The sequence below is a fragment of the Paucibacter sp. KBW04 genome, from assembly GCF_003852425.1.
Classification (GTDB): domain Bacteria; phylum Pseudomonadota; class Gammaproteobacteria; order Burkholderiales; family Burkholderiaceae_C; genus Paucibacter_A.
The window spans coordinates 100972-123509 of sequence record NZ_QAJN01000015.1 but is presented as its reverse complement, the minus strand read 5'-3'; the positions used below and the strand labels follow the sequence as shown (position 1 = coordinate 123509).

General features: G+C 65.4%; 19 protein-coding genes and 1 riboswitch. Of the genes, 7 read left to right on the top strand and 12 right to left on the bottom strand.

Annotated features, from left to right (window positions below):
- Positions 1 to 16 precede the first annotated feature (16 nt).
- The 10 genes from glcF to DBR47_RS18855 all read right to left on the bottom strand — a co-directional run bounded on the left by glcF (position 17) and on the right by DBR47_RS18855 (position 10991).
- Positions 17 to 1273 (bottom strand): glycolate oxidase subunit GlcF, encoded by a 1257-nt coding sequence (glcF, locus tag DBR47_RS18900; protein ID WP_124452957.1) that lies wholly within the window; start codon positions 1271 to 1273, stop codon positions 17 to 19.
- Between the two features lie 15 nt (positions 1274 to 1288).
- Positions 1289 to 1975 carry a class I SAM-dependent methyltransferase gene (locus tag DBR47_RS18895; protein WP_231512396.1) on the bottom strand — a complete coding sequence of 229 codons (687 nt, stop codon included), beginning with the start codon at positions 1973 to 1975 and terminating at the stop codon, positions 1289 to 1291.
- On the bottom strand, positions 1962 to 3053 hold the full coding sequence (glcE, locus tag DBR47_RS18890) for a glycolate oxidase subunit GlcE (RefSeq protein ID WP_124452955.1): 1092 nt from the start codon (positions 3051 to 3053) through the stop codon (positions 1962 to 1964). The genes DBR47_RS18895 and glcE overlap by 14 nt, the downstream gene beginning before the upstream one ends.
- Complete coding sequence (locus DBR47_RS18885; protein WP_124452953.1) at positions 3053 to 4549, bottom strand: FAD-linked oxidase C-terminal domain-containing protein; 1497 nt, start codon at positions 4547 to 4549, stop codon at positions 3053 to 3055. The genes glcE and DBR47_RS18885 overlap by 1 nt, the downstream gene beginning before the upstream one ends.
- 93 nt (positions 4550 to 4642) lie before the next feature.
- A complete protein-coding gene (locus DBR47_RS18880; protein WP_124452951.1) occupies positions 4643 to 5428 on the bottom strand; it encodes a PhaM family polyhydroxyalkanoate granule multifunctional regulatory protein in 786 nt (261 codons plus the stop codon).
- Between the two features lie 65 nt (positions 5429 to 5493).
- Positions 5494 to 6438, bottom strand: coding sequence for a TraB/GumN family protein (locus tag DBR47_RS18875; protein ID WP_197047157.1), 945 nt, complete (start codon positions 6436 to 6438; stop codon positions 5494 to 5496).
- Between the two features lie 5 nt (positions 6439 to 6443).
- Positions 6444 to 6935, bottom strand: a complete 492-nt coding sequence (locus DBR47_RS18870) for a TIGR02281 family clan AA aspartic protease (protein ID WP_124452947.1) — start codon at positions 6933 to 6935, stop codon at positions 6444 to 6446.
- A gap of 21 nt (positions 6936 to 6956) precedes the next feature.
- A complete protein-coding gene (locus DBR47_RS18865; RefSeq protein ID WP_124453193.1) occupies positions 6957 to 9323 on the bottom strand; it encodes an ATP-binding protein in 2367 nt (788 codons plus the stop codon).
- Positions 9324 to 9505: 182 nt separating this feature from the next.
- Positions 9506 to 9799 (bottom strand): DUF3567 domain-containing protein, encoded by a 294-nt coding sequence (locus DBR47_RS18860; RefSeq protein WP_124452946.1) that lies wholly within the window; start codon positions 9797 to 9799, stop codon positions 9506 to 9508.
- Positions 9800 to 9950: 151 nt separating this feature from the next.
- Positions 9951 to 10991 carry a DUF3108 domain-containing protein gene (locus DBR47_RS18855; protein ID WP_197047156.1) on the bottom strand — a complete coding sequence of 347 codons (1041 nt, stop codon included), beginning with the start codon at positions 10989 to 10991 and terminating at the stop codon, positions 9951 to 9953.
- Between the two features lie 65 nt (positions 10992 to 11056).
- Here DBR47_RS18855 and DBR47_RS18850 point away from each other — a divergent pair, with 65 nt between their 5' ends.
- The 5 genes from DBR47_RS18850 (at position 11057) to DBR47_RS18830 (ending at position 15721) form a co-directional block, all read left to right on the top strand.
- Positions 11057 to 12064 (top strand): fumarylacetoacetate hydrolase family protein, encoded by a 1008-nt coding sequence (locus DBR47_RS18850; protein WP_124452942.1) that lies wholly within the window; start codon positions 11057 to 11059, stop codon positions 12062 to 12064.
- 20 nt (positions 12065 to 12084) lie between these two features.
- Positions 12085 to 12762, top strand: a complete 678-nt coding sequence (locus DBR47_RS18845; protein ID WP_124452940.1) for a DUF4197 domain-containing protein — start codon at positions 12085 to 12087, stop codon at positions 12760 to 12762.
- Positions 12763 to 12857: 95 nt separating this feature from the next.
- Positions 12858 to 13610 (top strand): ProQ/FINO family protein, encoded by a 753-nt coding sequence (locus DBR47_RS18840; protein WP_124452938.1) that lies wholly within the window; start codon positions 12858 to 12860, stop codon positions 13608 to 13610.
- A gap of 217 nt (positions 13611 to 13827) precedes the next feature.
- Positions 13828 to 14559 (top strand): PEP-CTERM sorting domain-containing protein, encoded by a 732-nt coding sequence (locus DBR47_RS18835; RefSeq protein ID WP_124452936.1) that lies wholly within the window; start codon positions 13828 to 13830, stop codon positions 14557 to 14559.
- A gap of 112 nt (positions 14560 to 14671) precedes the next feature.
- On the top strand, positions 14672 to 15721 hold the full coding sequence (locus tag DBR47_RS18830) for a homocysteine S-methyltransferase family protein (RefSeq protein ID WP_124452934.1): 1050 nt from the start codon (positions 14672 to 14674) through the stop codon (positions 15719 to 15721).
- A gap of 12 nt (positions 15722 to 15733) precedes the next feature.
- Here the strand turns inward: DBR47_RS18830 and DBR47_RS18825 are convergent, their stop codons facing one another.
- Positions 15734 to 16927, bottom strand: coding sequence for a hypothetical protein (locus DBR47_RS18825; protein WP_124452932.1), 1194 nt, complete (start codon positions 16925 to 16927; stop codon positions 15734 to 15736).
- 202 nt (positions 16928 to 17129) lie between these two features.
- Positions 17130 to 17223: riboswitch (S-adenosyl-L-homocysteine riboswitch) on the top strand.
- Positions 17224 to 17276: 53 nt separating this feature from the next.
- Between DBR47_RS18825 and metH the strand changes: the two genes are divergently transcribed.
- Positions 17277 to 20009 (top strand): methionine synthase, encoded by a 2733-nt coding sequence (gene metH / locus DBR47_RS18820; protein WP_124452930.1) that lies wholly within the window; start codon positions 17277 to 17279, stop codon positions 20007 to 20009.
- Between the two features lie 191 nt (positions 20010 to 20200).
- Positions 20201 to 20917, top strand: coding sequence for a glycine zipper 2TM domain-containing protein (locus DBR47_RS18815; protein WP_124452928.1), 717 nt, complete (start codon positions 20201 to 20203; stop codon positions 20915 to 20917).
- 27 nt (positions 20918 to 20944) lie between these two features.
- Here DBR47_RS18815 and DBR47_RS18810 read toward each other — a convergent pair whose 3' ends face one another.
- Complete coding sequence (locus DBR47_RS18810) at positions 20945 to 22453, bottom strand: YifB family Mg chelatase-like AAA ATPase (RefSeq protein ID WP_124452926.1); 1509 nt, start codon at positions 22451 to 22453, stop codon at positions 20945 to 20947.
- Between the last annotated feature and the right edge of the window lie 85 nt (positions 22454 to 22538).

Below are 22538 nucleotides of genomic sequence, written 5' to 3'. Positions count from 1 at the left end.
ATGTCGAACAAGCGGATTACTTGAGCTGATCGGCCAAGACCTCAACCCAATGCCTGACGGGCGTGTCCGCGCTGCCGCTTTGCAGATGCTGGATACAGCCGATATTGGCCGAGACGATCAGGTCCGCCTGCAGCGGCGCAAGGGATTTGAGCTTTTGATCCCGCAGCTGTTTGGACAGCTGGGGCTGCAGCACCGAGTAGGTGCCGGCCGAACCGCAGCAGAGGTGCGCGTCGCAAGGCGCTTGGCGGATGTCAAAGCCCAGGGCCTGCAGGCCTAACTCGACACCGCCGCGCAGCTGTTGGCCGTGCTGCAAGGTGCAAGGTGGGTGGTAGGCCAGTTTGGGCAAGGCGGCCGATGGCTGCTCGGCCAGGCGAGCCTGCAAGGCCGGCAGCAGCTGGGGCAGTAACTCGCTCAGGTCGCGGGTGATGGCGCTGATGCGGGCGGCCTTCTCGGCATAAGCCGGGTCATGCGCCAGGGCGCGGCCGTAGTCCTTGACGGTGACGCCGCAGCCCGAGGCATTCATCACCAAGGCTTCGATCTTGCCGTGTTCGGTCAGGCCATCGACCAGCGGCCACCAGGCGTCGATATTGCGGCGCATATCGTTCAGGCCGCCCTCGTGGTCGTTCAGATGACTGCGTATGGCGCCGCAGCAGCCGGCACCGTCGGCCACCAGGGTCTGAATGCCGGCGGCGTCCAGCACCCGCGCCGTGGCGCTATTGATATTGGGGGCCATGCTGGGCTGCACACAGCCCAAGAGCAGGCCCATCTTGCGCAGATGGCGGCCGGTGGGCCAGTCATGTGCGCCGCGCGGCGCCGGGCCGGGCACCTTGTCCTTCAGCGCGGTCGGCAGCAGCGGGCGCACCATGCGGCCCAAGGCCATGGCCGGGCCAAAGGCGGGCGAGGTCAGACCTTCTTTGAGCAGCCAGCGGACCGCCTGCTCACTCTTGGGCCGCTCCACCTTGGCCTCGACGATGCCGCGGCCGATGTCCAGCAACTGCCCGTACTGCACGCCCGAGGGGCAGGTGGACTCACAGTTGCGGCAGGTCAGGCAGCGGTCCAGATGTTGCTGAGTGCTGCGGCTCGGCTCCGCGCCTTCCAGCACCTGCTTGATCAGATAGATGCGGCCGCGCGGTCCGTCCAACTCATCGCCCAGCAGCTGGTAGGTGGGGCAGGTGGCGGTGCAAAAGCCGCAGTGCACGCAGCGGCTCAGAATGGCGGCCGCCGCCTTGCCCTCGGGGCTGTTGCTGAATTCCGGCGCAAGCTGGGTTTGCATGGTGGTGAGTGCCGCTTAAACCGTGCGGTAGCTGAGGGTCCAGAAATAGTCCAGCTCGCGCCAGATCAGGTCTTGGCCCAGGCCGGCCAGCAGCTCTTGCATGCGGGCCTCGCTGGGGAAGTTCTTCATCACTTCATGTTCGCTGCCATCGCTCAAGCGGCGTAACTGATAGCCATTGCCTTCGGCATCAAAGCGATGCACCGGCGTGCTGTCACCCTCGACATAACGGTTCTCGATCAAGACCACCCGCGCGCCGGGCTGCAGCTGGCTGTGCAGGCCTTGCAGCCATTCCCGCTGACGGCTCATGGGCACATGGGAGAACCACAGGCCGGCAAAGCCCGCGTCAAAGGGCGAGGCCTCGCCGTTGGCCACGATGCCAGGCGCGTAGGCGTCGGCCAGGCGGAATGTGACCTTGTTGAAGTCCAGGGCCTTGGCGCGCGCCTCGTCCAGCACCTCGGGGTTGATGTCGGTGCCCAGCCAGCTCAAGGCCTGGGCCGTGGCGGCGGGCAGCCAGTAGCCGGTGCCGGTGGCGATCTCCAGCACATGGCGGCCGCTGAACTGCTCCGTGAGCCAAAGCTTGAGCCGCGCCAGATCGGGCTGACGATGCGGTTTGTCGAACACCCGCTCGTATTCCTTGGCGCGCTGGGCGTAGTAGCGCGGCATATGTTGGTGGCGGGAGATGTCGGCGTCAGAGCTCGGCATACAGTCGTCCAGGGTTGAAGATGCCTTGGGGGTCAAAGGACTTTTTCAATTCGCGGTGGATGCGCAGCAGGGGTGCCGAGAGCGGGGCGAAAGCGCCGCAGCGCTTGTCCTGAGACCTGAACAGCGTGGCATGACCGCCCAGCTGTGCGGCGGCCTCGCGCAAGGTGGCCGCCGGCATGGCGGTGGTGAGCCAGCGCTGGGCGCCGCCCCATTCGATCAGCTGCTCGCCATGCACCTGGGCCAATGCTGGCGCTGTTTGCGGCAGCGACAAGCGCCAGAGACTGGCGCCGCCATCCACCGCGCGCTCGGCCCCTTTGAAGAACTCATCGCTGTGATCGCGCAAGCCGGTCCAAAAAGGCTCGGCCAGGGCGGGCGCAATCGCTTCGCCGCCCAAGTTCTTCACGGCCGAATCGACGGCGGCCTGGGCCCCGGCCAGGCGCAGCACCAGGGCGCCTTCCCACCAGGCGCTGGCGTTCAAGGGCAGGGCCTGGCCGCCCCATTGATTGAGTTGTTGCAAGGCCTGGGCCTGGTCCATCTCGAAACGCAAGGTCGCCTGGGCTACCGGCCTTGGCAAGACCTTGAGCGAGACCTCCAGGATTGCGCCCAGAATGCCTAGCGAGCCCGCGATCAAACGCGAGGCGTCGTAGCCCGCCACATTCTTCATCACCGTGCCACCAAAGTTCAGCAGCTCGGCGCGGCCGTTCAGCAAGGTGAGGCCCAGCACATGCTCGCGCAGCGCGCCCTGGCTCATACGGGCCGGGCCGCTCAGCGCGCAAGCCACCATGCCACCCACCGTGCCTTGGCCGCCGTCTTGGCCCAGGAAGCGTGGGGGTTCAAAAGCCAGGTGTTGGTTTTTTTCGGCCAGGGCCTGCTCCAGCTCGGCGATGGGCGTGCCGGCCTTGACCGTGACGACCAATTCACTCGGCTCATAACTGCTGATGCCGCTGAAGCCCGCCAGGCTGAGCGGCTCGCCCTGGGGTGTTTCACCGTAAAAGGCCTTGCTGCCATGACCTTGGATGTTCAGCTTGCGCTTGTCAGCGGCGGCGGCACGCACCCGTTCCTGGAGTTCTTGCAGCATCAAAACCTCGGCAGATCGGGGTGGGCCAGCAGGCCACGGCTGACATGCATGCGGCCGTACTCGGCGCAGCGGTGCAGGGTGGGGATGACCTTGCCGGGGTTGAGCAACTCGGCCGGGTCAAAAGCGCGCTTGATGCCGAACATCTGCTCGCGCTCCTCGGCCGAGAACTGCACGCACATGCTGTTGAGTTTCTCGACGCCCACGCCATGCTCGCCGGTTACCGTGCCGCCCAAGGCCACACTGGTTTCCAAAATCTCGGCACCGAACTCCTCGCAGCGGCGCAGCTGGTCGGGGTCGCTGCCGTCAAACAGAATCAGCGGGTGCAGATTGCCGTCGCCCGCGTGGAAGACATTGGCGCAGCGCAGCTGGTATTTCTTCTCCATCTCGGCGATGGCCAGGAGGATGGCGGCCAGATTTTTGCGCGGGATGGTGGAGTCCATGCACATGTAATCGGGGCTGATGCGGCCGGAGGCGGGGAAGGCGTTCTTGCGTCCGCTCCAGAAGCGCAGGCGCTGGGCCTCGTCCTGGCTGATCTCGATGCGGGTGGCGCCGCTGGCGGTCAGCACGGCCTTCATGCGGCCTACTTCCTCGGCCACTTCCTCGGGCGTGCCATCGCTCTCGCACAGCAGAATGGCCTCGGCCGACAGGTCGTAGCCGGCGTGCACAAAATCCTCCACTGCGGCGGTCATGGGTTTGTCCATCATCTCCAGGCCGGCCGGGATGATGCCCGCCGCGATGATTTGCGCCACCGCCTCACCGGCTTTGCGCACATCGTCAAAGCTGGCCATGATGCAGCGGGCCAGCTGGGGCTTGGGCGTCAGTTTGACCAGCACTTCGGTGATGACGGCCAACATGCCCTCGCTGCCGACGATCAGGCTGAGCAGGTCCAGGCCGGCCGCGTCCAGCGCCTCGGAACCGAACTCGACGGCCTCGCCGGCCATGGTGAAGCCCCGCACACGCAGCACGTTATGCAGGGTCAGGCCGTATTTGAGGCAGTGCACGCCGCCGGAGTTCTCGGCCACATTGCCGCCTATGGTGCAGGCGATCTGGCTGCTGGGATCGGGGGCGTAGTAAAGGCCATGGGCGGCAGCCGCCTCCGAGATGGCCAGATTGCGCACCCCGCATTGCACCCGTGCCGTGCGGGCCAAGGGGTCGATCTGCAAAATGCGTTTGAACTTGGCCAGGCCCAGGGTCACGCCCGCGGCATGCGGCATGGCCCCGCCCGACAAGCCCGTGCCCGCGCCGCGCGCCACCACCGGCACCTGCAAGCCATGGCAGATGCGCAGCACGGCGGCGACTTCGGCTTCGGTTTCCGGCAGGGCTACCAGCAGGGGGCGTTGGCGATAGGCGGTCAGGCCATCGCACTCATAGGGCACGGTGTCCTCGGCATGCCAGAGCAGGGCATGGGCGGGCAATTCCTGACTTAATGCCTCGACCAGACGGGCTTGGGCCTGATAGCGCTGAGCGGGGTCGACTGAAGTGGGGGCTGGATTCACGCGGGCTCTCCTGGCCTGACTGTAGCGGGCCAGGCGGGCGCAAACTGACGGCAGGCTTGCTCGGCTCCCGTCTGGCTTTGACTCAAGGCCTGCTCAGCTCTTGCGCTTGCGCGCTGCCGGGGTCTTGGTCGCGGCATTGGCCGCTGTGCGCAGCGCCGGCTTGTGCGGCGTGGTTTTGGCCGCAGCGGTCTTGGTTCCTGCCTTGGGCGCGAGCGACTTGGCCATGGTATCCACCATGCTGCCGGCCACGGCGCCGGGAACGCTGGCGGCCTTGCGCAGGGTCTCTCCGGCGGCATCGAAGGATTGCTTGACGATGGCACCGGCCAGATTCTTGGCCGCATCGGTGGCCGAGTCCTTCATGGCGGTGGCGGCCAGCTGGGTGAACTGCTGACTCAAAGCGCCCCACCATTGCAGCGGGTCGACAGCGCCAGGCAGGGCGGCTTCGGCCGCCTTGGCCTTGCCTGCGGGCTTGGCGGTCGACGCCTTGGCGGCGGGGGGTGCCGTGGGCATGGCCTTGGCTGCAGCGGCCAGAATCTCCGGCGGCACGCCGGGCCAAGCGGCGGGGGTGGCGGCATCGGTGGCGGGCAGCTTGAGCGCATTGCTCAGCTCGGCCAGGGGCACGTTCATGGACTTCAGCGTGGACAAGGTCATGCGCTGCACCTCCAGGGCCTGGATGGTGGCGCCCAGCATGCGGGCGTTTTGCTCCAGCCAGAACTGCACGGTGCGCAACTCTTCGATGCGCTTGCCCAGCTCCTCGGGGTTGAGCGTGGGTGCGACCCATTGACCGATGCCGGGCAGGGCCGCACCGGCGCCCTTGACCAAGCCCTGCAAGAAATCAAAGCCTGGGACAAATTTGCTGAAGCTGCTGCTGTCGGCCATGGGGTTTGCTCCTGATGTCTTTGTAAGTGGCGAAGAAAGGGCGGTCCGATGGTACGACGCCTGAGCTAGTGCAGTCTATGCACCTCAAAGCCTAAATCCACCAGCAGGCGAGGCAGGGCTTGCTCGCCGGTCAGATGCAGGCTGCCTACCGCGGCCAGCAAGACCTGACCCTGGCCATGCAGCTCGGCGATGCGCCGGGCCAGGCCGGGGTTGCGGCCATCGTTGAGTTCGCGCAGCTCGGCCAGGTCCTTGGCGTCCGCCACGCATTGGCACCAGGTTTCGTAGCCGGCCAAGGTGTCGAGATCGCTCTTGGCCCAGGCCTGGGCCAGACGGCGCAGCATGGGCCGTAGCTGTTTCTTTTCGAGCTGCTCCAGGCCTTTGCGCAGATGGGCTTGGGCCTCTTCGGGGTCGCTGGGGATCAGCACCTGCAGCTGGGTTTCGACCGACTCCAGTGCGCTGATGGGCAGGCCGCGCTGGCCGGCCCAGGCGCTCAGCATCAGCTCCTGACCAAAGGCGGGGTCCATGCCGTCCCAGCGCGCCACCAGGCCGGCGAAATGGCTCAGCTGCAGCAAGGGGTGAAGCTGGCCCAGGCCTTGGTCGGGCAGGCAAGCCGCCTTGCTCTGGGCGGCCAGGCGGTGACGCAGATCGGGCGTGAGTGGCATGGGCTTGGCGTGGGCGGGCGGCTGCGTCAGCGCCTGCAAGGTGGCCGGGTCGCTGAGGTCCAGCTCCAGGGCCAGACGCTCCGCCTGGCCCATGGCTTTGCGCAGCTGCGGGCCGGGGAAGATCCATTCCATGCGGCCCAGATGCAAGGTGCCGTAGAGGTAGGAGTCATGCCCGTCACGTCGCAAGCGGTAGAGAAAGCCACGGTCCGGCGCGCTGGCGGCCAGGCTTTGGATCTGCGCGGCCGTGGGCGCTTGCGGCTGCGGTGGGCAGGCGGGCGCGGCCCAGCCGGTCTTGGCCAGCAGCAGCAAGAGGGCCGCGCGCAGCAGGCGGAGAACAGGGGTTTGCATGGGCATCAGGGTTGGGCGGCGCGTATCAGCAGCAGGCCGTCTTCTTGGGTGAAGCTGAGCTTGGACAGCATGTCCATGCCCAGCAGGGGCGCATCCAGGGCGGGCAGCACGGTCACACTCAGGCGCTCGGCCCTGACCCCGCCTTGCAAGTCCAGTGTGGCGCGAGCCTTGTAGCCCTGGGCCATGCCGCCTGCGGTATTGGAGGCGACCCGCCCTTCAGAGACCAGACCGGCTTGCTCGGCCAGGGCTTGGGGTAGGGCGCTGCGGGTGGCGCCGGTGTCGATCAGAAAGTCCACCGCGATGCCATTCACCCGCCCCGGCCAGTGGAAGTGGCCGTCGGGGCCGCGCTGCAGGCGGATCTCACCTTCATTGATCGTGATGCGGCTTTGCTGCTGCTGGTGTTCCCAGGCCTTGAAGCCGAGGAAGACGGCGAGGAATAGCAGCAGCCAGAGGGTGGCGAGTTTGAAGTAGCTGGGGAGTTCGGCAGGAGCACTCATGCCGACAGATTGCCAGATTTTTCAGTGCAAGCTGCCAAAGCCGATGTTTCGTCTGGAGCGCACGCCGGGTTTGCCGCGGTGCTCGGCTTCCAATTGGGAGAGGAACTCATCGGGGCTGAGCGCCTCGCCGAGGATTTCCACCTGCTGGCGCACGGCGGCAAAGTCGCCCGGGGTGAGCAGGTCCAGGGCCGTCAGGCGCTCGCGCTGCATGGCATCCAGCACGGCCGCATCGTCCCCACAAGCCTCGCGGCGGAACATGCGTTCGCGTTGCTCGGGCAGCAGGGGTTTGAATTGGATCTTGAAGGCGAAGCGGCGCAGCGCGGCCTCGTCCAGGTCTTCAAACAGATTGGTGGTGCAGATGAAGATGCCGGCAAAGCGCTCCATGCCGGCCAGCATCTCGTTGACCTCGGAGACCTCGTAATTGCGCTCGGCCATGCGGCGGCTGCGCAAAAAGCTATCGGCCTCGTCCAGCAGCAGGACCGCGCCCTCGGCCGCCGCCGCCTCGAACATGCGGGCCATGTTTTGCTCGGTCTCGCCGACGAATTTGCTGGCCAGATCGCTGGCCTGGCGGATCATCAAGGGCCGCTTCAGCGACTGGGCAATGTGCTCAGCCAAGGCGGTCTTGCCGGTGCCCGGCGGGCCGTAGAAACAGAGGTTGCCGCTGCTGCGTTTTTGCAGGGCCGCGACGATGCGGGGGATCTCGAAGCGCGATTCGCAGTTGAGCAGATCGAGCGCGTACTGCGTGACCATGGGCCGCGCCCCGCGCTCGTGGTTCAGATGGCCCAGGGCTTTGTCGGCGTTCTCCAGCTGGCGCAGGATCAGGCGCTCGCAGTCCTCGGCCGGGCCGGCCAGTTGGGCGAAGCGCACCGCCGTGCGTACCTGGGCCGGCGTGAGGCCGCGCCGCTCGGCCAGCTGGGCGGCGAAGTCGGCGCTGACCTCCACATCGGACAGCGCCGTGGTCACTAGGCGCAAGCGCGCCCCAGGCGGTGGGGATTTGAGTTCCAGGTGGTATTGGAAACGGCGGCGGAAGGCGGGGTCGATTTGCTCGATGCGGTTGGTGACCCAGATCACCGGAACCGGGTTGGTTTCCAGAATCTGGTTCACCCAGGCCTTGCCGCTGACCGAACCCGAGGTGGGCGCCTCGACGCTGGAGTCCAGCCGCGCCATCAGCTGGGCGGTGTCGCTTGAGAGGGGCGGGAACACATCCTCCACCTCGTCAAACAGCAAGGCCACATGGGCGCTGGCCTTCAAGAAAACCTGGCTGATTTGCAGGGAGCGATAGCGGTCGCGGCCCGACAGGCTGTTGCCGTCGCGATCGGCGTATTCCACCTCGTAGAGATCGAGGCCGGCGGCTTGGGCGGCCACCTTGGCCAGCTCGGTCTTGCCGGTGCCAGGCGGGCCGTAAAGCAGGATGTTGACGCCCAAGCCCTTCTGGGACACGGCCTGGCGCAAAAGGCTTTCCAGCACGCTCAAGTCTTCGGCCACGAAGTCGAAGTCGGCGGCGCACAAGGGGCTCTTGGCCGCGGGGCGGGTGAACACGGCCATCAGGTCGTGCGGGCCCTTGTATTCGCGCATCAGCACCGGCGGCAACTGGTCGCTGACCTTCATCAGATCGGCCAGGTCGGTGATGTTGTGCTCGGAGATCAGGTTCTCCACCATGCCAATGCGCTCCAGCCGGGAGCCGGCGCGCAAGGCCTCGGCCACCTCCTGGGCATTGACCCCGGCCACGGCCGCGATGGTGGCAAAGGCCTCTTGCGCGGTATTGACCTTGAACTCCACCAGGGCGCCGCGCAGCTCGCGCTGGTAGCGCGCCAAGGTGCCGTAAAGCAGCAGGGCGCGCTCGGCGGGGTTGAGCTGCAGCAGATTGCCCAGGGCGTCGATATTGGTCTCGACCAGGGTGGACTCGCGCTTAAGCTGGCGGTCCAGCCATTCGCTGGTGGTGGCCAGCAGGGCCAGCATGTCCTTGGGCGCGTCCTTGACGTATTCGTCCAGATAGAAGAACAGGGTGGACTCGGTGAAGGGGCCGGTCCAGACGCCGTAGCGCTCCAGAAAGGCCTCGTGGCTCAGGGCCTCGTGGCCGGTCCACAACTCATTGCCCTGGCAGCGCTGCTTGAGGTACTCACGCAGCCGGCCCAGCACCCGCACCGGCCAGACCAGATGGCGGCCGGTGAAGGACAGCAGGCCGTTGAAGTCACGGCGCAGATTGAATTTGCCCGCATGCTTGACGGTCAGCGTCAGCACGAATTGCGAGCACATGCGGTCCAAGACCGGGGCCTGCTTGAGCCCGGGGGAGGGCAGCACGGCGCTTTCGGACTTGCTCTCGGATTTGAAGGCGGCGTTCGCGGCATTTGATCGCGAACGCCCGGCACCCTTGGCCGCCGCCGTCATGGCGGGCGGGGTGGGGGAGCTTGCAATGCGCTTCACCATGGCATCCCTCGTGGACAACTCGCCACAGACCGCGTGGCGCTGCCGCATCTTGGCCTAGCGGCGCCCGCAGTACAAGAGCCCATTGCCATCACCTGACAACTGTCGGTGCTAGGTCACGGTAGATGGTGGGTGGGCGCGATGACTCAGTGCATCACCACCGGCTGATGCCCCATGCTGGCATAGCTCTCGATGAAGTCATCGAGGTCTTCTTCGCTGGGATCTTGCTCGATCAAGGCCTCGACCCCGTCCTGGAACTGCTGGGCCAGGGCGCCTTCGATAAAGATCTCCTTGCGACTGAATTTGTCGACGATCTCGTAGCCCCCGCGATGCAGTTGCAGCTCGGGATTGGCGGTCAAGAATTCTCCAAGCTGGGGCTCGGCCACCTGAATGTCGAACTTGACGACACTGAAGCTGGGGGAGTTGTAAAGCATGTGCATGGAAAGCTCCTTTCAGCATCAATTGCGGCCAGCAGCTGCAGTTTCAAGCCTTATCGGCATCTCTAAGCTCCGGCCGTGAACAAATAGTGTCAGAACCCAGCCCTGTTCGGCGGCTTGTCGCAAGAATATTTGTGTTGCCTATGCAAAAAAGTTACGGTGCCTCCCTGGAATCGGGGGCCGAGTTTTCCCCAGGCGGGGCAGGCATCAGCTGCAGACTCCAGCCGCGCTCGTCGGGTAACTGAAAAAGCACACGGACAGGCAGATATTGGCGAGCCGGGTCCAGCCAGAGATGAATCTCGCCGCTGTATTCGTTGATGGCCTGGCGGCGCAGATGCAGCAAGGGGCTGGATCCCTTGGCTTCCATGGGCAGCACCTCGAAGATCCAGTCCTGCGGCTGGCCGCGCAGGCCGGCCACGCGCAGGGCAATTTCACGCCCCGGCCTGAAGCGCTCGGGCTGGCTTTGCGCCAGGCTTGCGAGCTGCAGCCACCAGCTCAGGCGATCCTGCAAGCCGGGCTCCAGCGGCAGCAAGTCCTCGCTGGCCGAGAAGCTCAGCACGCCTTCCTCCCGGCGGAAGTTGAGCGCCGCGCGCTCGCGTCCTCTTTGCGTCTGCACAAAGCGCTGCGGCGCCAGGCCTTGGGCGTCCATCCGGCCCTGGCTGCGCCAGCCTGGCAGGGGGCGGCCGGCCAGTTCGCGTTCCAAGCTGAGGACGTAAGCGCCGTCGGCCTGCAGATCCCAGCGCAGCACGGCCTGGCCCTCGCGCCCCTGTTGGCTGAGCTGGTAATGCCATTCCCCGCTGGGCAGGCTGGTGAGCGCGGGCGCGGGCGTGCCGCTCGGTGGATTCGATTCCTGCAGCGATTTGGCTTGGCTGGGTAGGGCGGCTGGCTTCGGTGCCGGGCTTGGACTCGCCAACGGATTTCTCTGCGCAGGTTTAAGCGGCGGCTCGGGGCCTGGCTTGTTGGCGGCTGCCGGAAGCGTTTGCACGCTGCCCAGAGGCGTCGCTTTGCTTGCGGCGGCGCTGGCGCTGAGCGCGGGGAGTTGGGCCTTGCTGCCGCTCGTGTCCCGGGCGGGTTCGGCTTCGGAATTCAAGAGCAATAGGCCGGCATGCCCGAGCAGGCTCAGGCCCAGGGCATAGCCCAGGACCCGTAGGGCCTGGCGCTTGGCGGGCTGGGCCGGCGTGATTCGAGAGGGCATGATGCGGCGCATTGGACAATGCTGCCATTGCTTTGCCCTTCTTTCGAATTCAAGCCCAAGCTCCGATGAAACTTGCGACCTATCACGACGGATCTCGCGACGGCCAGCTGGTCGTTGTCTCACGCGACCTCAGCCAAGCGCATTACGCCAATGGCATCGCCACCCGCATGCAGCAGGTGCTGGACGACTGGGGCTTTTTGTCGCCCCAGCTGGAGGAGCTGTCCATCAGCCTGAATCACGGCAAGCTGCGCCATGCCTTCAACTTCGAACCCAAGCAATGCATGGCGCCGCTGCCGCGGGCCTATCAGTGGGCGGATGGTTCGGCCTATCTCAACCATGTGGAGTTGGTGCGCAAGGCGCGCGGCGCCGAGGTGCCCGAGAGCTTTTACCTCGACCCCCTGATGTACCAGGGCGGCAGCGATGATTTTTTGGGCGCTTGTGAGCCGGCCCGTTTTGCCTCCGAGGCTATGGGCATTGACTTCGAAGCCGAGCTGGCCGTCATCACCGGCGATGTGCCCATGGGCGCCAGCCCGGACCAGGCCCTGGACGGCATACGCCTGCTGATGCTGGCCAATGATTGGAGCCTGCGTAATCTGATCCCGGCCGAGTTGGCCAAAGGCTTTGGCTTCTTTCAAAGCAAGCCCGCCACCGCCTTCAGCCCGGTGGCGGTGACGCCCGACGAGTTGGGCTCTGCCTGGCGCGGCGGGCGGGTGGACTTAAGCCTGCAATCGATGTGGAACGGCCGCAAGGTCGGCCAGTGCGAGGCCGGGCCGGAGATGAGCTTTCATTTCGGTCAGCTGATCGCCCACATCGCCAAGACCCGCAATGTGCGTGCCGGCAGCATCGTCGGCTCCGGCACCGTCAGCAACAAGGACTGGAGCCATGGTTACAGCTGCATTGCGGAAAAGCGGGCCATCGAAACGATTGAGAGCGGTGAAGCCAAAACGGAGTACATGAAGTTCGGCGACAGCATACGCATCGAGATGAAGGGCCGCGACGGGCTGAGCGTGTTTGGCGCCATCGATCAGGACGTGGTCTCCCTGCACGAAGCTACAGTCGAAGCCAGTGTTTGAACTTTGCCGAGGAGAAAGCCATGCAACGTCGTTCCCTGCTTTTTGTACCCGCCGCTTGCGCGACTCTGGCTCTGGCGCCCTGGGCGCGGGCCGCGGGCTTGAGCGAAGGCGATGCGGCCTCGGGCATTCGTGCCGCGCTGGAGCGTGGTGCGGCGGTGGCCATCGATGGCCTGGGTCGCAAAGATGGGTTTCTGGGCAACTCCGCCGTGCGCATCGAGCTGCCCGGCTACCTAAAGGACGGTGCCAATCTGCTCAAGATGACGGGTCAGGGCAAGCAGGTGGACGAGTTGGTGACAGCCATGAACCGTGCGGCCGAGGCCGCCGTGCCGGCCGCCAAGCCGCTGCTGCTCTCGGCCATCAAGTCCATGAGCGTGGAGGATGGCCTGCGCATCTTGCAAGGCGGGGACGATGCGGCGACGCAATTCTTTGCCGGCAAAACGCGCGAACCTCTGACGCAGAAGTTTCTGCCCATCGTCACCCAGGCCACCGAGCGCGTGGCCCTGGCCGACAAATACAACGCGGTGGCCGGCAAGGCTGCAGGTCTGGGCCTGATTCGCGGTCAGGACGCGAATATCCAGCAATACGTGACGGGTCGGGCCCTGGACGGTTTGTTCCTGATGATTGCCGAGGAGGAACGCAAGATCCGCAAGGACCCGGTGGGCACGGGCAGCGCCTTGCTTAAGAAAGTCTTTGGCTGAGGTAAAAAGCCACGCCGCACCGCGCGCAATAAATTGCCTCAAGGCAGTGGACAATAGGGGCTTGAACTTTTTCTTGAAGTGTTTGCGCGCAGCCCATGAATGAAACTTCCACCGTGACGCCGGATTCGACGTCCCCTCTGAATTCGGACGACCTGACTTCGCTGCCTGCTGCCCAGCCCGACGCCGCGCCTGAGGCTGGCGAGACCGTCGAGACGGCAAGCGCTGCCGCTGCGCCGGCGGCCGCTGAGTTGTCGCCTGCCGCCGTTGCCGCCAAGCTCAAGACCTTGTTCCCGGCCCTGTTCGGCGGCAATGGTTTCAAGCCGGTCAAGCTGCGTGTTCAGGTCGATATCCAGGCCCGTGCGCCGGGCCAGTTCAGCAAGGCCCAGCTCTCGGGCTTTCTGCGCCGCTACACCGGCAACACGGGTTATTTGATCGCCCTGGGCCGTGCCACCCATCGTTTCGATTTGGACGGCAATCAGGCCGGTGAACTCAGCGAAGAGCACCGCACGGCCGCCCGCGAAGAGCTGGCGCGTCGCCGCGCTGTGCAGCAAGAGCGGGTGGAGTTGGAGCAGGCCCAGGCTCGCAACCGTGCCGGCCTCTTGCATGACTACGAGCGCACCACCCTGACCCTGGCCAATTTCTGTGCGCTCAAGGGCGTGACGGAAGCCGAGCTGCCAGGTCTGCTGGAAATCGCCAAGGCCGAGCGCGCCGCTCAGCCGCCGCGTGAAGCCCGTCCGCAGTTCGCACCGCGCAACGCACGGCCGAACCAACGCGACGCCCGCGAGCCGCGCGACAACAAAGGTGCCGACCGCGCCCCACGTGGCCCTCGTAATCGCCCTGGCCGCTAAGGCCTAACGCTTATTCTCGGCGGCTTGGATCCTGGGGTTTTCCTGGGCCAAGAACAGGGGGTTAGCGTCGTCCTGCTTTGTTGCTATTGTGTTAACTCGCATTGCCCTGGGGTTGTTTCACCCGGTGCGTGTCAGCCTCCAGTCAAGCCCGAGGACCGCGGTCCGACAGCGCTTGCTGGGCTTTGTTGAATCGATGGCGACGACCAAAGGACAGACGATGAAACGATTTGCACTCTTGACGCTTGCTGCAGCCGCAGCGGCAATCAGCGCTGGTGCGGCCCAGGCGGCCGAGCTCTATAACAACGGCCCGGTGGTGGACAGCAGCGGCAAGTCCGTCTTGACCTCGCCGTCCACCACCTTGGGCCTGGGCAACCAAACCAGCGCCGGCAACTCGGTGGCCGATGACTTCACCATTGCCGCCGGCAGTAGCTGGAATATCAGCAGCCTGGACTTCTTCGGCTACCAAACCGGTTCCACCAGTTTCACCTTCCAACAAGCCACCTGGGCCATCCATCTGGGTGATGCCAACACCGGCACCATCGTGGCCTCGGGCGTGACCAGCCTGACCAACGGCGGCCTGCAGGGCTATCGGGTGACAGCCACCACGCTGACCAATACCCAGCGCGGTATCTACAAGGCGCAAGCCGATGTCACCGACTTCACCCTGGGCGCCGGCCATTACTGGCTGAGCTGGAGCCTGACCGGTTCGCTGGCTTCCGGCCCCTGGCAGCCGCCGACCTCGGATGCACGCACAGGCAATGCCATGCAGGCCGTGACTGGCGGTGCTTATGCCACCTGGACCGATACGGGTTCGGGCCTGACGGGTGAACTGCCCTTCGTCATCAACGGCGTGGCCGCGGCCGTGCCCGAGCCTTCCAGCTATGCGCTGATGCTGGCCGGTGCAGCCGTGATGTTGGGTGTGGCGCGTCGCCGCCGCAACGCCCGCTGAGACGCTTACTCAAGGGTATTGAGCCCTTTTCTTTGTGAGTGATTGACGCCCGCCGCCGTCATGGCTGCGGGCGTTTTTTGTGGGCTTTGTGCTTCGTTTCTACAATGCGGGCATGAATATCTCGTCTCCCGCCTTTACCCGTGGTGCGGCCCTGCCCGCCATCCTGCAGCAGCGCATCGCAATTCTTGATGGTGCCATGGGCACCATGATCCAGCGCTACAAACTGGGCGAGGCGGACTTCCGCGGCGAGCGCTTCGCCGACCATGCCAAGGATTTAAAGGGCAATAACGATCTGCTGGTGCTGACCCGGCCGGACGTGATCGCTGAGATCCACGAGCAATACCTGGCCGCTGGCGCCGACATCATCGAGACCAATACCTTCGGCACCACCTCGGTGGCGCAGGAAGACTACGGCCTGGAGGCTTATGCCTATGAGATGAATGTGGCCGCCGCCCGTATCGCTCGCCAAGCCTGCGACAAATACAGCACGCCCGACAAACCCCGCTTTGCCGCCGGCGCCTTAGGCCCGACGCCCCGCACCGCCTCCATCAGCCCGGATGTGAACGACCCCGGTGCTCGCAATGTGGACTTTGACACCTTGCGCGCCGCTTATTACGAGCAGGCCAAGGGTTTGCTGGAGGGCGGGGTGGACCTGTTTCTGGTCGAGACGATTTTTGACACCCTGAATGCCAAGGCCGCCATCTTCGCCCTGGACGAGTTGATGGAAGACACGGGCGAGCGCCTGCCGGTGATCGTCTCCGGCACCGTCACCGATGCCTCGGGCCGCATCCTCTCGGGCCAGACCGTGACCGCTTTCTGGCATTCGGTGCGCCATGCCAAGCCTTTGGCGATTGGCCTCAACTGCGCCTTGGGCGCCACGCTGATGCGGCCTTATATCGAGGAGCTGGCCAAGGCGGCCGGCGCCACGGCCATCAGCTGCTACCCCAATGCCGGCCTGCCCAACCCCATGAGCGACACCGGCTTTGATGAGACGCCCGATGTGACCGGCCGCCTGATGAGCGAGTTCGCCAAGAGCGGCTTCCTCAATATCGCCGGTGGCTGCTGCGGCACCACCCCCGCGCATATCGCCGCGATTGCGGCCCAGGTTTCGGCCTACAAGCCGCGGGTCTGCGGGGAAAAGTTCTTCAGCAGCTTGCTCTGAGGCAGCCCGGGCTTAGAGGCGCAGCAGCCGCTCCATATTCACCAGCAGCTTCATCTCGTGCGGCGCCAAGCTGCTGCTGATGGCTTGGGTGGCCAGGCGGGTGTCGCGGGGCACCGGCTCGCTCAAGGGGTTGCCGCTCTTGCCGAGCAGGGCGGCGACCCAGGGTTCGGTGGCGCTGTGGCCGCGCTTGAACACAATGCCTACCTCGCCATTGGCCAGTCGCACCAGGCTGCCGGGCGGGTAAAGGCCCAAGGTTTTGACCAGCACCGCGCCGGCTTCATCGGGCTGCTTCAACTCGTCCAGATAGACCGAGCGCACCGCCGCCGCGGCCGACAAGGCCAGGCGGGAGCGGCGCGGGCTCAGCTTGGCGCCCAGGCTGTCTATACGGCGCAGCAGGCGTGCCAGGCGCTCGGCCGGAGCGCGTCCTTCCAGCGCTCCCGGGCCGGCCTCGTGGTGCAGGCGCACCGTTTGCAGCCACAGCTCGCAGCGCACCCCCAGGGCGAATAGCAGTTCGGCGCTGCGGTCGCCATGGCCCAGGGTTTCCTTGCGCTGGTAATCCGCCGCCGGGTCGATCTGATTGGCCAGGCGGTCCTGGGTGGCGGTGATGGCGATATTCATGCTCAAGGCGGCCTGGCTGAGGGCCAGTTGCTCCTCCTCGTGCAGGCCCAGCTGGCGGCCGCAGAGTTCGGCCAGCACCATGCTGAGCAAGGCATGGCGGGCGCTGTACTGATGAAAGTCCAGGCTGCTGTTGAAGATCAGCAGCATCAAGACCTCATCGGGCTGCCGCTGCACCCGGGCCAGGGCTTCTTGATGCAGCAGCTGAAAGCGCGGGCGGAAATCGTCCACCCGGGGCTCGCGCAAAAAGCTGGCCGCGTTGACCAGAAAGTCGGCCCAGGCCTCTTGCTGACCCAATTCCACCCGCGTGCCAGCGCGTTCGGGGCGAAAGTCGGCCTCGGCCTTGATGATTTCTCCCAGAGCCGCGCCCTGGTGCATCAAGGTGTCCATTTTGTGGGCCAGGGCTTTTTGATACTCCTTGGTCTCGACCGCCCGCACCCAGACGCCGCGAGCAATCATCTCCCGCACCGCCTCGCTGTCCTGCAAGACCTGACCCTTGGCGACCAAGAGCTTGCCTTCCGCGTCGCGGATGGCATAGGGCAGGGCTTGGCCAAAGCGCAGGGCAAGGGCGGGGAAGGGGATCAGTTCCAAATCGAGCTCGCAGTGGCAAAGGGAAGACGGGCCTGGGGCAGCCCTTGGGGTGTAACGGTGGTGGCTTTGTACGCGATCCAGGCCGACAAGCCATGATCACCGATAGATTGTCGGCCTTTGCGCTGCACAGCTTGAGGATTAGGGCCGGATTAGCGCTGACTTAGCCGCAGCTTTGGGCCGCGCTGAGCATAAAATCGGCGTCTGGTTCAAGGAGCGTTGCGACTCACCCCCGGGTGAGCCAGGCTTGAACAAGGGCAGGCACCGTGGGTGCCGCCCAGCAACGACGCTCACCGAATCCCTTTGTCTGGGTCGCGGTGAGCGCGCGGCCCCCCGAAATTTGAGGTCCGCCATGTCGTTGTCTGCCAAGCCCACCCCTCCTGCGATGAAGCTGTCCGGCCTGGAGGCCGTGCAAATTGGTGCGGGCACCTTGTTCGTCAATGTGGGCGAGCGCACCAATGTCACCGGCTCCAAGGCTTTTGCCCGCCTGATCCTGAACGGTCAGTTCGAGGACGCCCTGGCGGTGGCCCGCCAACAGGTAGAGAACGGCGCCCAGGTCATCGACATCAATATGGACGAGGCCATGCTGGACAGCCAGGCCGCCATGGTGCGCTTTTTGAACCTGATCGCCGGTGAGCCCGAGATCGCCCGCGTGCCCATCATGATCGACAGCTCCAAATGGAGCGTCATCGAGGCCGGCCTCAAATGCATCCAGGGCAAGGGCATCGTCAACTCCATCTCGCTCAAGGAGGGCGAGGCCGAGTTCAAGCGCCAGGCCAAGCTGGTGCGCCGTTATGGCGCCGCCACCGTGGTGATGGCTTTCGACGAACAGGGCCAGGCCGACACCTATGCCCGCAAGATCGAGATTTGCGAGCGCGCCTACAAGATCTTGGTGGACGAGGTCGGCTTCCCGCCCGAGGACATCATCTTTGACCCCAATATCTTCGCCATCGCCACCGGCATCGAGGAGCACAACAATTACGCGGTGGACTTCATCGAAGCCACCCGTTGGATCAAGCAAAACCTGCCCGGCGCCAAGGTCAGTGGTGGCGTGTCGAATGTGTCCTTCAGCTTCCGTGGCAATGACCCGGTGCGCGAGGCCATCCACACCGTCTTCCTCTACCACGCGATTCAAGCGGGCATGGACATGGGCATCGTCAACGCCGGCATGGTGGGCGTCTACGACGATCTGGACGCCGAGTTGCGCGAGCGGGTGGAAGATGTGGTGCTGAATCGTCGCGCCGACTCGGGCGAACGCCTGATCGAGGTGGCCGAGCGCGCCAAGGGCATGGCCATCGATGACACCGCCCGCCTGGCCTGGCGTGCGGGCGATGTGGATCAGCGCCTGAGCCATGCCCTGGTGCACGGCATCACCGAGTTCATCACCGCCGACACCGAAGAGGCCTGGCAGGCGATTGCCGCCAAGGGCGGCCGCCCCCTGCATGTGATCGAAGGCCCCTTGATGGCCGGCATGAACGTGGTGGGCGATCTCTTCGGTGCGGGCAAGATGTTCCTGCCCCAGGTGGTCAAGTCGGCGCGGGTGATGAAGCAGGCCGTGGCCCATCTGCTGCCTTATATCGAGGCCGAGAAGCTGGCCATGATCGCGGCCGGCGCCGAAGCCAAGCCCAAGGGCAAGATCGTCATCGCCACCGTCAAGGGCGATGTGCACGATATCGGCAAGAACATCGTCACCGTCGTCCTGCAGTGCAATAACTTCGAGGTCGTGAATATGGGCGTGATGGTGCCCTGCCAGGACATCCTGGCCCGCGCCAAGGCCGAGGGCGCCGACATCATCGGCCTCTCCGGCCTGATCACCCCCAGCTTGGAAGAGATGCAGCATGTGGCGGCCGAGATGCAGCGCGACGAGTACTTCAGCTCGCGCGGCACGCCGCTCTTGATCGGCGGCGCCACCTGCAGCCGCGTGCACACGGCCGTCAAGATCTCGCCGCACTACGAGGGCCCGGTGGTCTACGTGCCCGACGCTTCGCGCAGCGTGGGCGTGTGCAGCGATCTGCTCTCGGACGACCGTGCCGCCAAATTCATCGCCGAACTCAAGACCGACTATGAGCAAGTGCGGCAGCTGCACGCGAATAAGAAGCAGACGCCCATGGTCACGCTGGCGCAGGCGCGCGCCAACAAGGCGCAGATGGACTGGGCCAGCTACCAGCCGCCCAAGCCCCAGTTCATCGGCCGCCGCCTCATCCGCAACTACGACCTGGCCGAGCTGGCCGAACACATCGACTGGGGCCCGTTCTTCCAGACCTGGGACCTGGCCGGCCCCTTCCCGGCCATCTTGAAGGACGAGATCGTGGGCACCGAGGCCCAGCGCGTCTACAGCGATGGCAAGCGCATGTTGCAGCGCCTGATTGCCGGCCGCTGGCTGCAGGCCAATGGCGTGTTTGGCCTTTACCCGGCCGCCCAGGTGAATGACGACGATATCGAGATCTACACCGATGAGAGCCGTAGCGAGGTCTTGATGACCTGGCATGGCCTGCGCATGCAGTCCGAGCGACCGGTGGTCGATGGTGTCAAGCGGCCCAACCGCTGCCTGTCCGACTTCATCGCGCCCAAGGGCGGCGTGCCGGATTACATCGGTCTTTTTGCCGTAACGGCGGGCCTGGGTGTGGAGAAGAAAGAGGCTCAGTTCATCGCCGATCTGGACGACTACTCCGCCATCATGTTCAAGGCCCTGGCCGACCGCCTGGCCGAAGCCTTTGCCGAGCGCCTGCATCAGCGCGTGCGCACCGAGTTCTGGGGTTATGCCGCCGACGAGGCGCTGACGGCCGAGGACTTGATCGCCGAGAAGTACCGTGGCATCCGCCCCGCGCCAGGCTATCCGGCCTGCCCGGACCATCTGGTCAAGCGCGAGGTCTTCCGCGTACTGGCGCCCGAAGAGGTGGGCATGGGCCTGACCGAATCCATGGCCATGACCCCGGCCGCCAGCGTCTCAGGCTTTTACTTTGCCCACCCGCAAGCGGCTTACTTCAATGTGGGTCGCATCGCGGCGGATCAGGTGGCGGACTGGGGCCGGCGCATGGCGCTGGACAAGCTCGCCGCCGAGCGCGCGCTGGCGCCCCTGCTATGAGGGCTTGAGGCGGCGAGCGGGATGTGGAGAAAGATTGACGCGGCTCAAGTTGGGGGCGCTTGCAGGGCTTGATTGCAAGTGCTTACATGCTCATCATTTCGGTGGACTGTTTTTTGAATCGACCGTGGCATGCTGGAAATTGAACGCGGTTCCATTCGAGCTGCGAATGCAATTTCTCCCCCATCTCTCCCATGAATAGCTCTGTTAGCACATCCCAACGTTTTATCGCTATCGCTCTGCTCGCCGCCTTGCTGGCCGGCGTATATGCCCTGGGGCGCTCGCAGTCCAGCAAGGATTTGAGTGCCATCCCCTCGGCAAGCAGCGAGGCTGCGACCCTGTCGCCGGCCGAAGTGGCTGGGGCAGGCGCCGCAGCCTCTTCCGCTCTAACCCCTTTACCTCGTGCGCAGGCGACCCCAACGGGGGAGTCCAGCGCCAAGCCGGTGGCCGTGCCGCTCAAGTCTCAAACGAAACATCCAAGCGTGGCCAAGCCAGTTGAGAAGAACGACAAGGCGGCCACAAGCGATGGGGCCTCAGCGGCCAAGCAGGTGCCGGTGGCTCAGGCCAAGCCGGCCTTGTGCCATGAGTGCGCCACCGTCCTGTCGGTTCGCAAGGAACAGCGCGCTGGTGAGGCCAGTGGCCTCGGTGCCGTGGGCGGTGCGGTGATCGGCGGCTTGCTGGGCAATCAGATCGGCGGCGGCAATGGCAAGAAGCTGGCGACCGTGGGTGGTGCTGCGGCCGGGGGCTATTTCGGCAATGAGATGGAGAAGAAGCACAAAGCCCAGCAAGTCTGGCTGGTGAAAGTGGGTTTCTCCGACGCCAGCACGCGCAGCTTTGAGTTCGCCAACGATCCCGGCGTCAAGGTGGATGAAGTCGTGCGGGTGCGCGATGGCGAGTTGATCCGCCAGTAATTTCAGGCCTCAGCGTCTTTGTCTCGCTTAGGTCCTGAGCCCGCGCCGCATCTGGATGGCCTCGGCCATATGGGCTGGGTTCAGGCGGGTGCTGCCGGCCAGGTCGGCGATGCTGCGGGCCACCCGCAGGACGCGGTGGTAGCTGCGTGCCGACCAGCCTAATTTCTCCGCCGCCTTTTGCAAGAAGGCGAGGGCGGCCGGCTCGGGGGCGGCGAGCTTGTCCAACTGGTCGACCGTGAGGCGCGCGTTGCTACAGCCCTGCCGCTCATGGGCCCAGGCCCGCGCGGCGGCTACGCGCGCCGCCACCGAGGCGCTGCTCTCACCGGCGGGCAGGGCGGCCAGCTCGGCCGGGGGCACCATGAGGACCTCGATCAAGAGATCCAGGCGATCAAGAAACGGGCCGCTCAGCCGCGCTTGGTAACGCGAAATTTGATCGGGTGAGCAGCGACATGCGCGCAAGGGATTGCCGGCGTTGCCGCAAGGGCAAGGGTTCATCGCCGCGATCAGCTGAAAGCGCGCCGGGAACTCGGACTGCCGCGCCGCGCGCGAGATCAGGATGCGGCCGGTTTCCATCGGCTCACGCAAGGCCTCCAGGGCCAGGCGATTGAACTCCGGCAATTCATCGAGAAACAAGACGCCATGCAGGGCCAGGGAGATTTCACCCGGCCGGGGCGGTGAGCCGCCGCCCACCAGGGCCACGGCCGAGGCGGTGTGGTGAGGGCTGCGCATCACTCTTTGCGCCCAGCGCGAGGGCTGGAACTGGCCGGCCAGGCTCAGCACCGCCGCCGACTCCAGCGCTTGCTCGTCGTCCAGTGGCGGCAGCAGCCCGCTCAAACGTTGCGCCAGCATGGACTTGCCCGTGCCCGGCGGGCCCACCAAAAGCAGCGAATGCTCGCCTACGGCCGCAATCTCCAGCGCTCGTTTGGCGGCGGCCTGGCCTTTGATATCGCGCAGATCCGGGCCGCTGAGTGGCGGCGCTGCCGCCTGCGCTCTGGCCTGCGCCAGGCCCTGCTCGCTGCCCGGCTGCAGGGCCGCCACCACCTCTAGCAAATGATGGGCGCTCAGCACCTGCACCTGCTCCACCAAGGCGGCCTCGGCCGCGCTGGCCTGGGGCAGCAGCAGCTGGCGCGGCAAGCCCTCGCGCCGCAGGGCCAGGCTCATGGCCAGGGCGCCGCGCACCGGGCGCAGCTCGCCGCTGAGCGAGAGTTCGCCCGCGCATTCCAGCCCGGCCAGTGCTTGCGCATCGATCTGGCCGCTGGCCGCCAGCAGGCCCAGGGCAATCGGTAGATCGAAGCGCCCACCTTCTTTGGGCACTTCGGCCGGAGCCAGATTGACCGTAATGCGCTTGTTGTGTGGGAAGGAAAGGCCGCTGTTCTGCAGGGCGGCGCGCACCCGCTCACGCGACTCCTTGACCTCGGTTTCGGCCAGGCCAACCAGGGTGAAGCTCGGCAGACCATTGGCCAGATGAACCTCCACGCTGACGGCCGCCGCGCTGATGCCATCCAAAGATCGGCTGTGAACCAGGGCCAGAGACATAGGGATTCCCTCTCGGTCTGCACCATGTCGGGCCGATTCTGCCTTTTGCAGCTCGCGCGGGCGAGCCCCGCTCGCCATCGTGCGC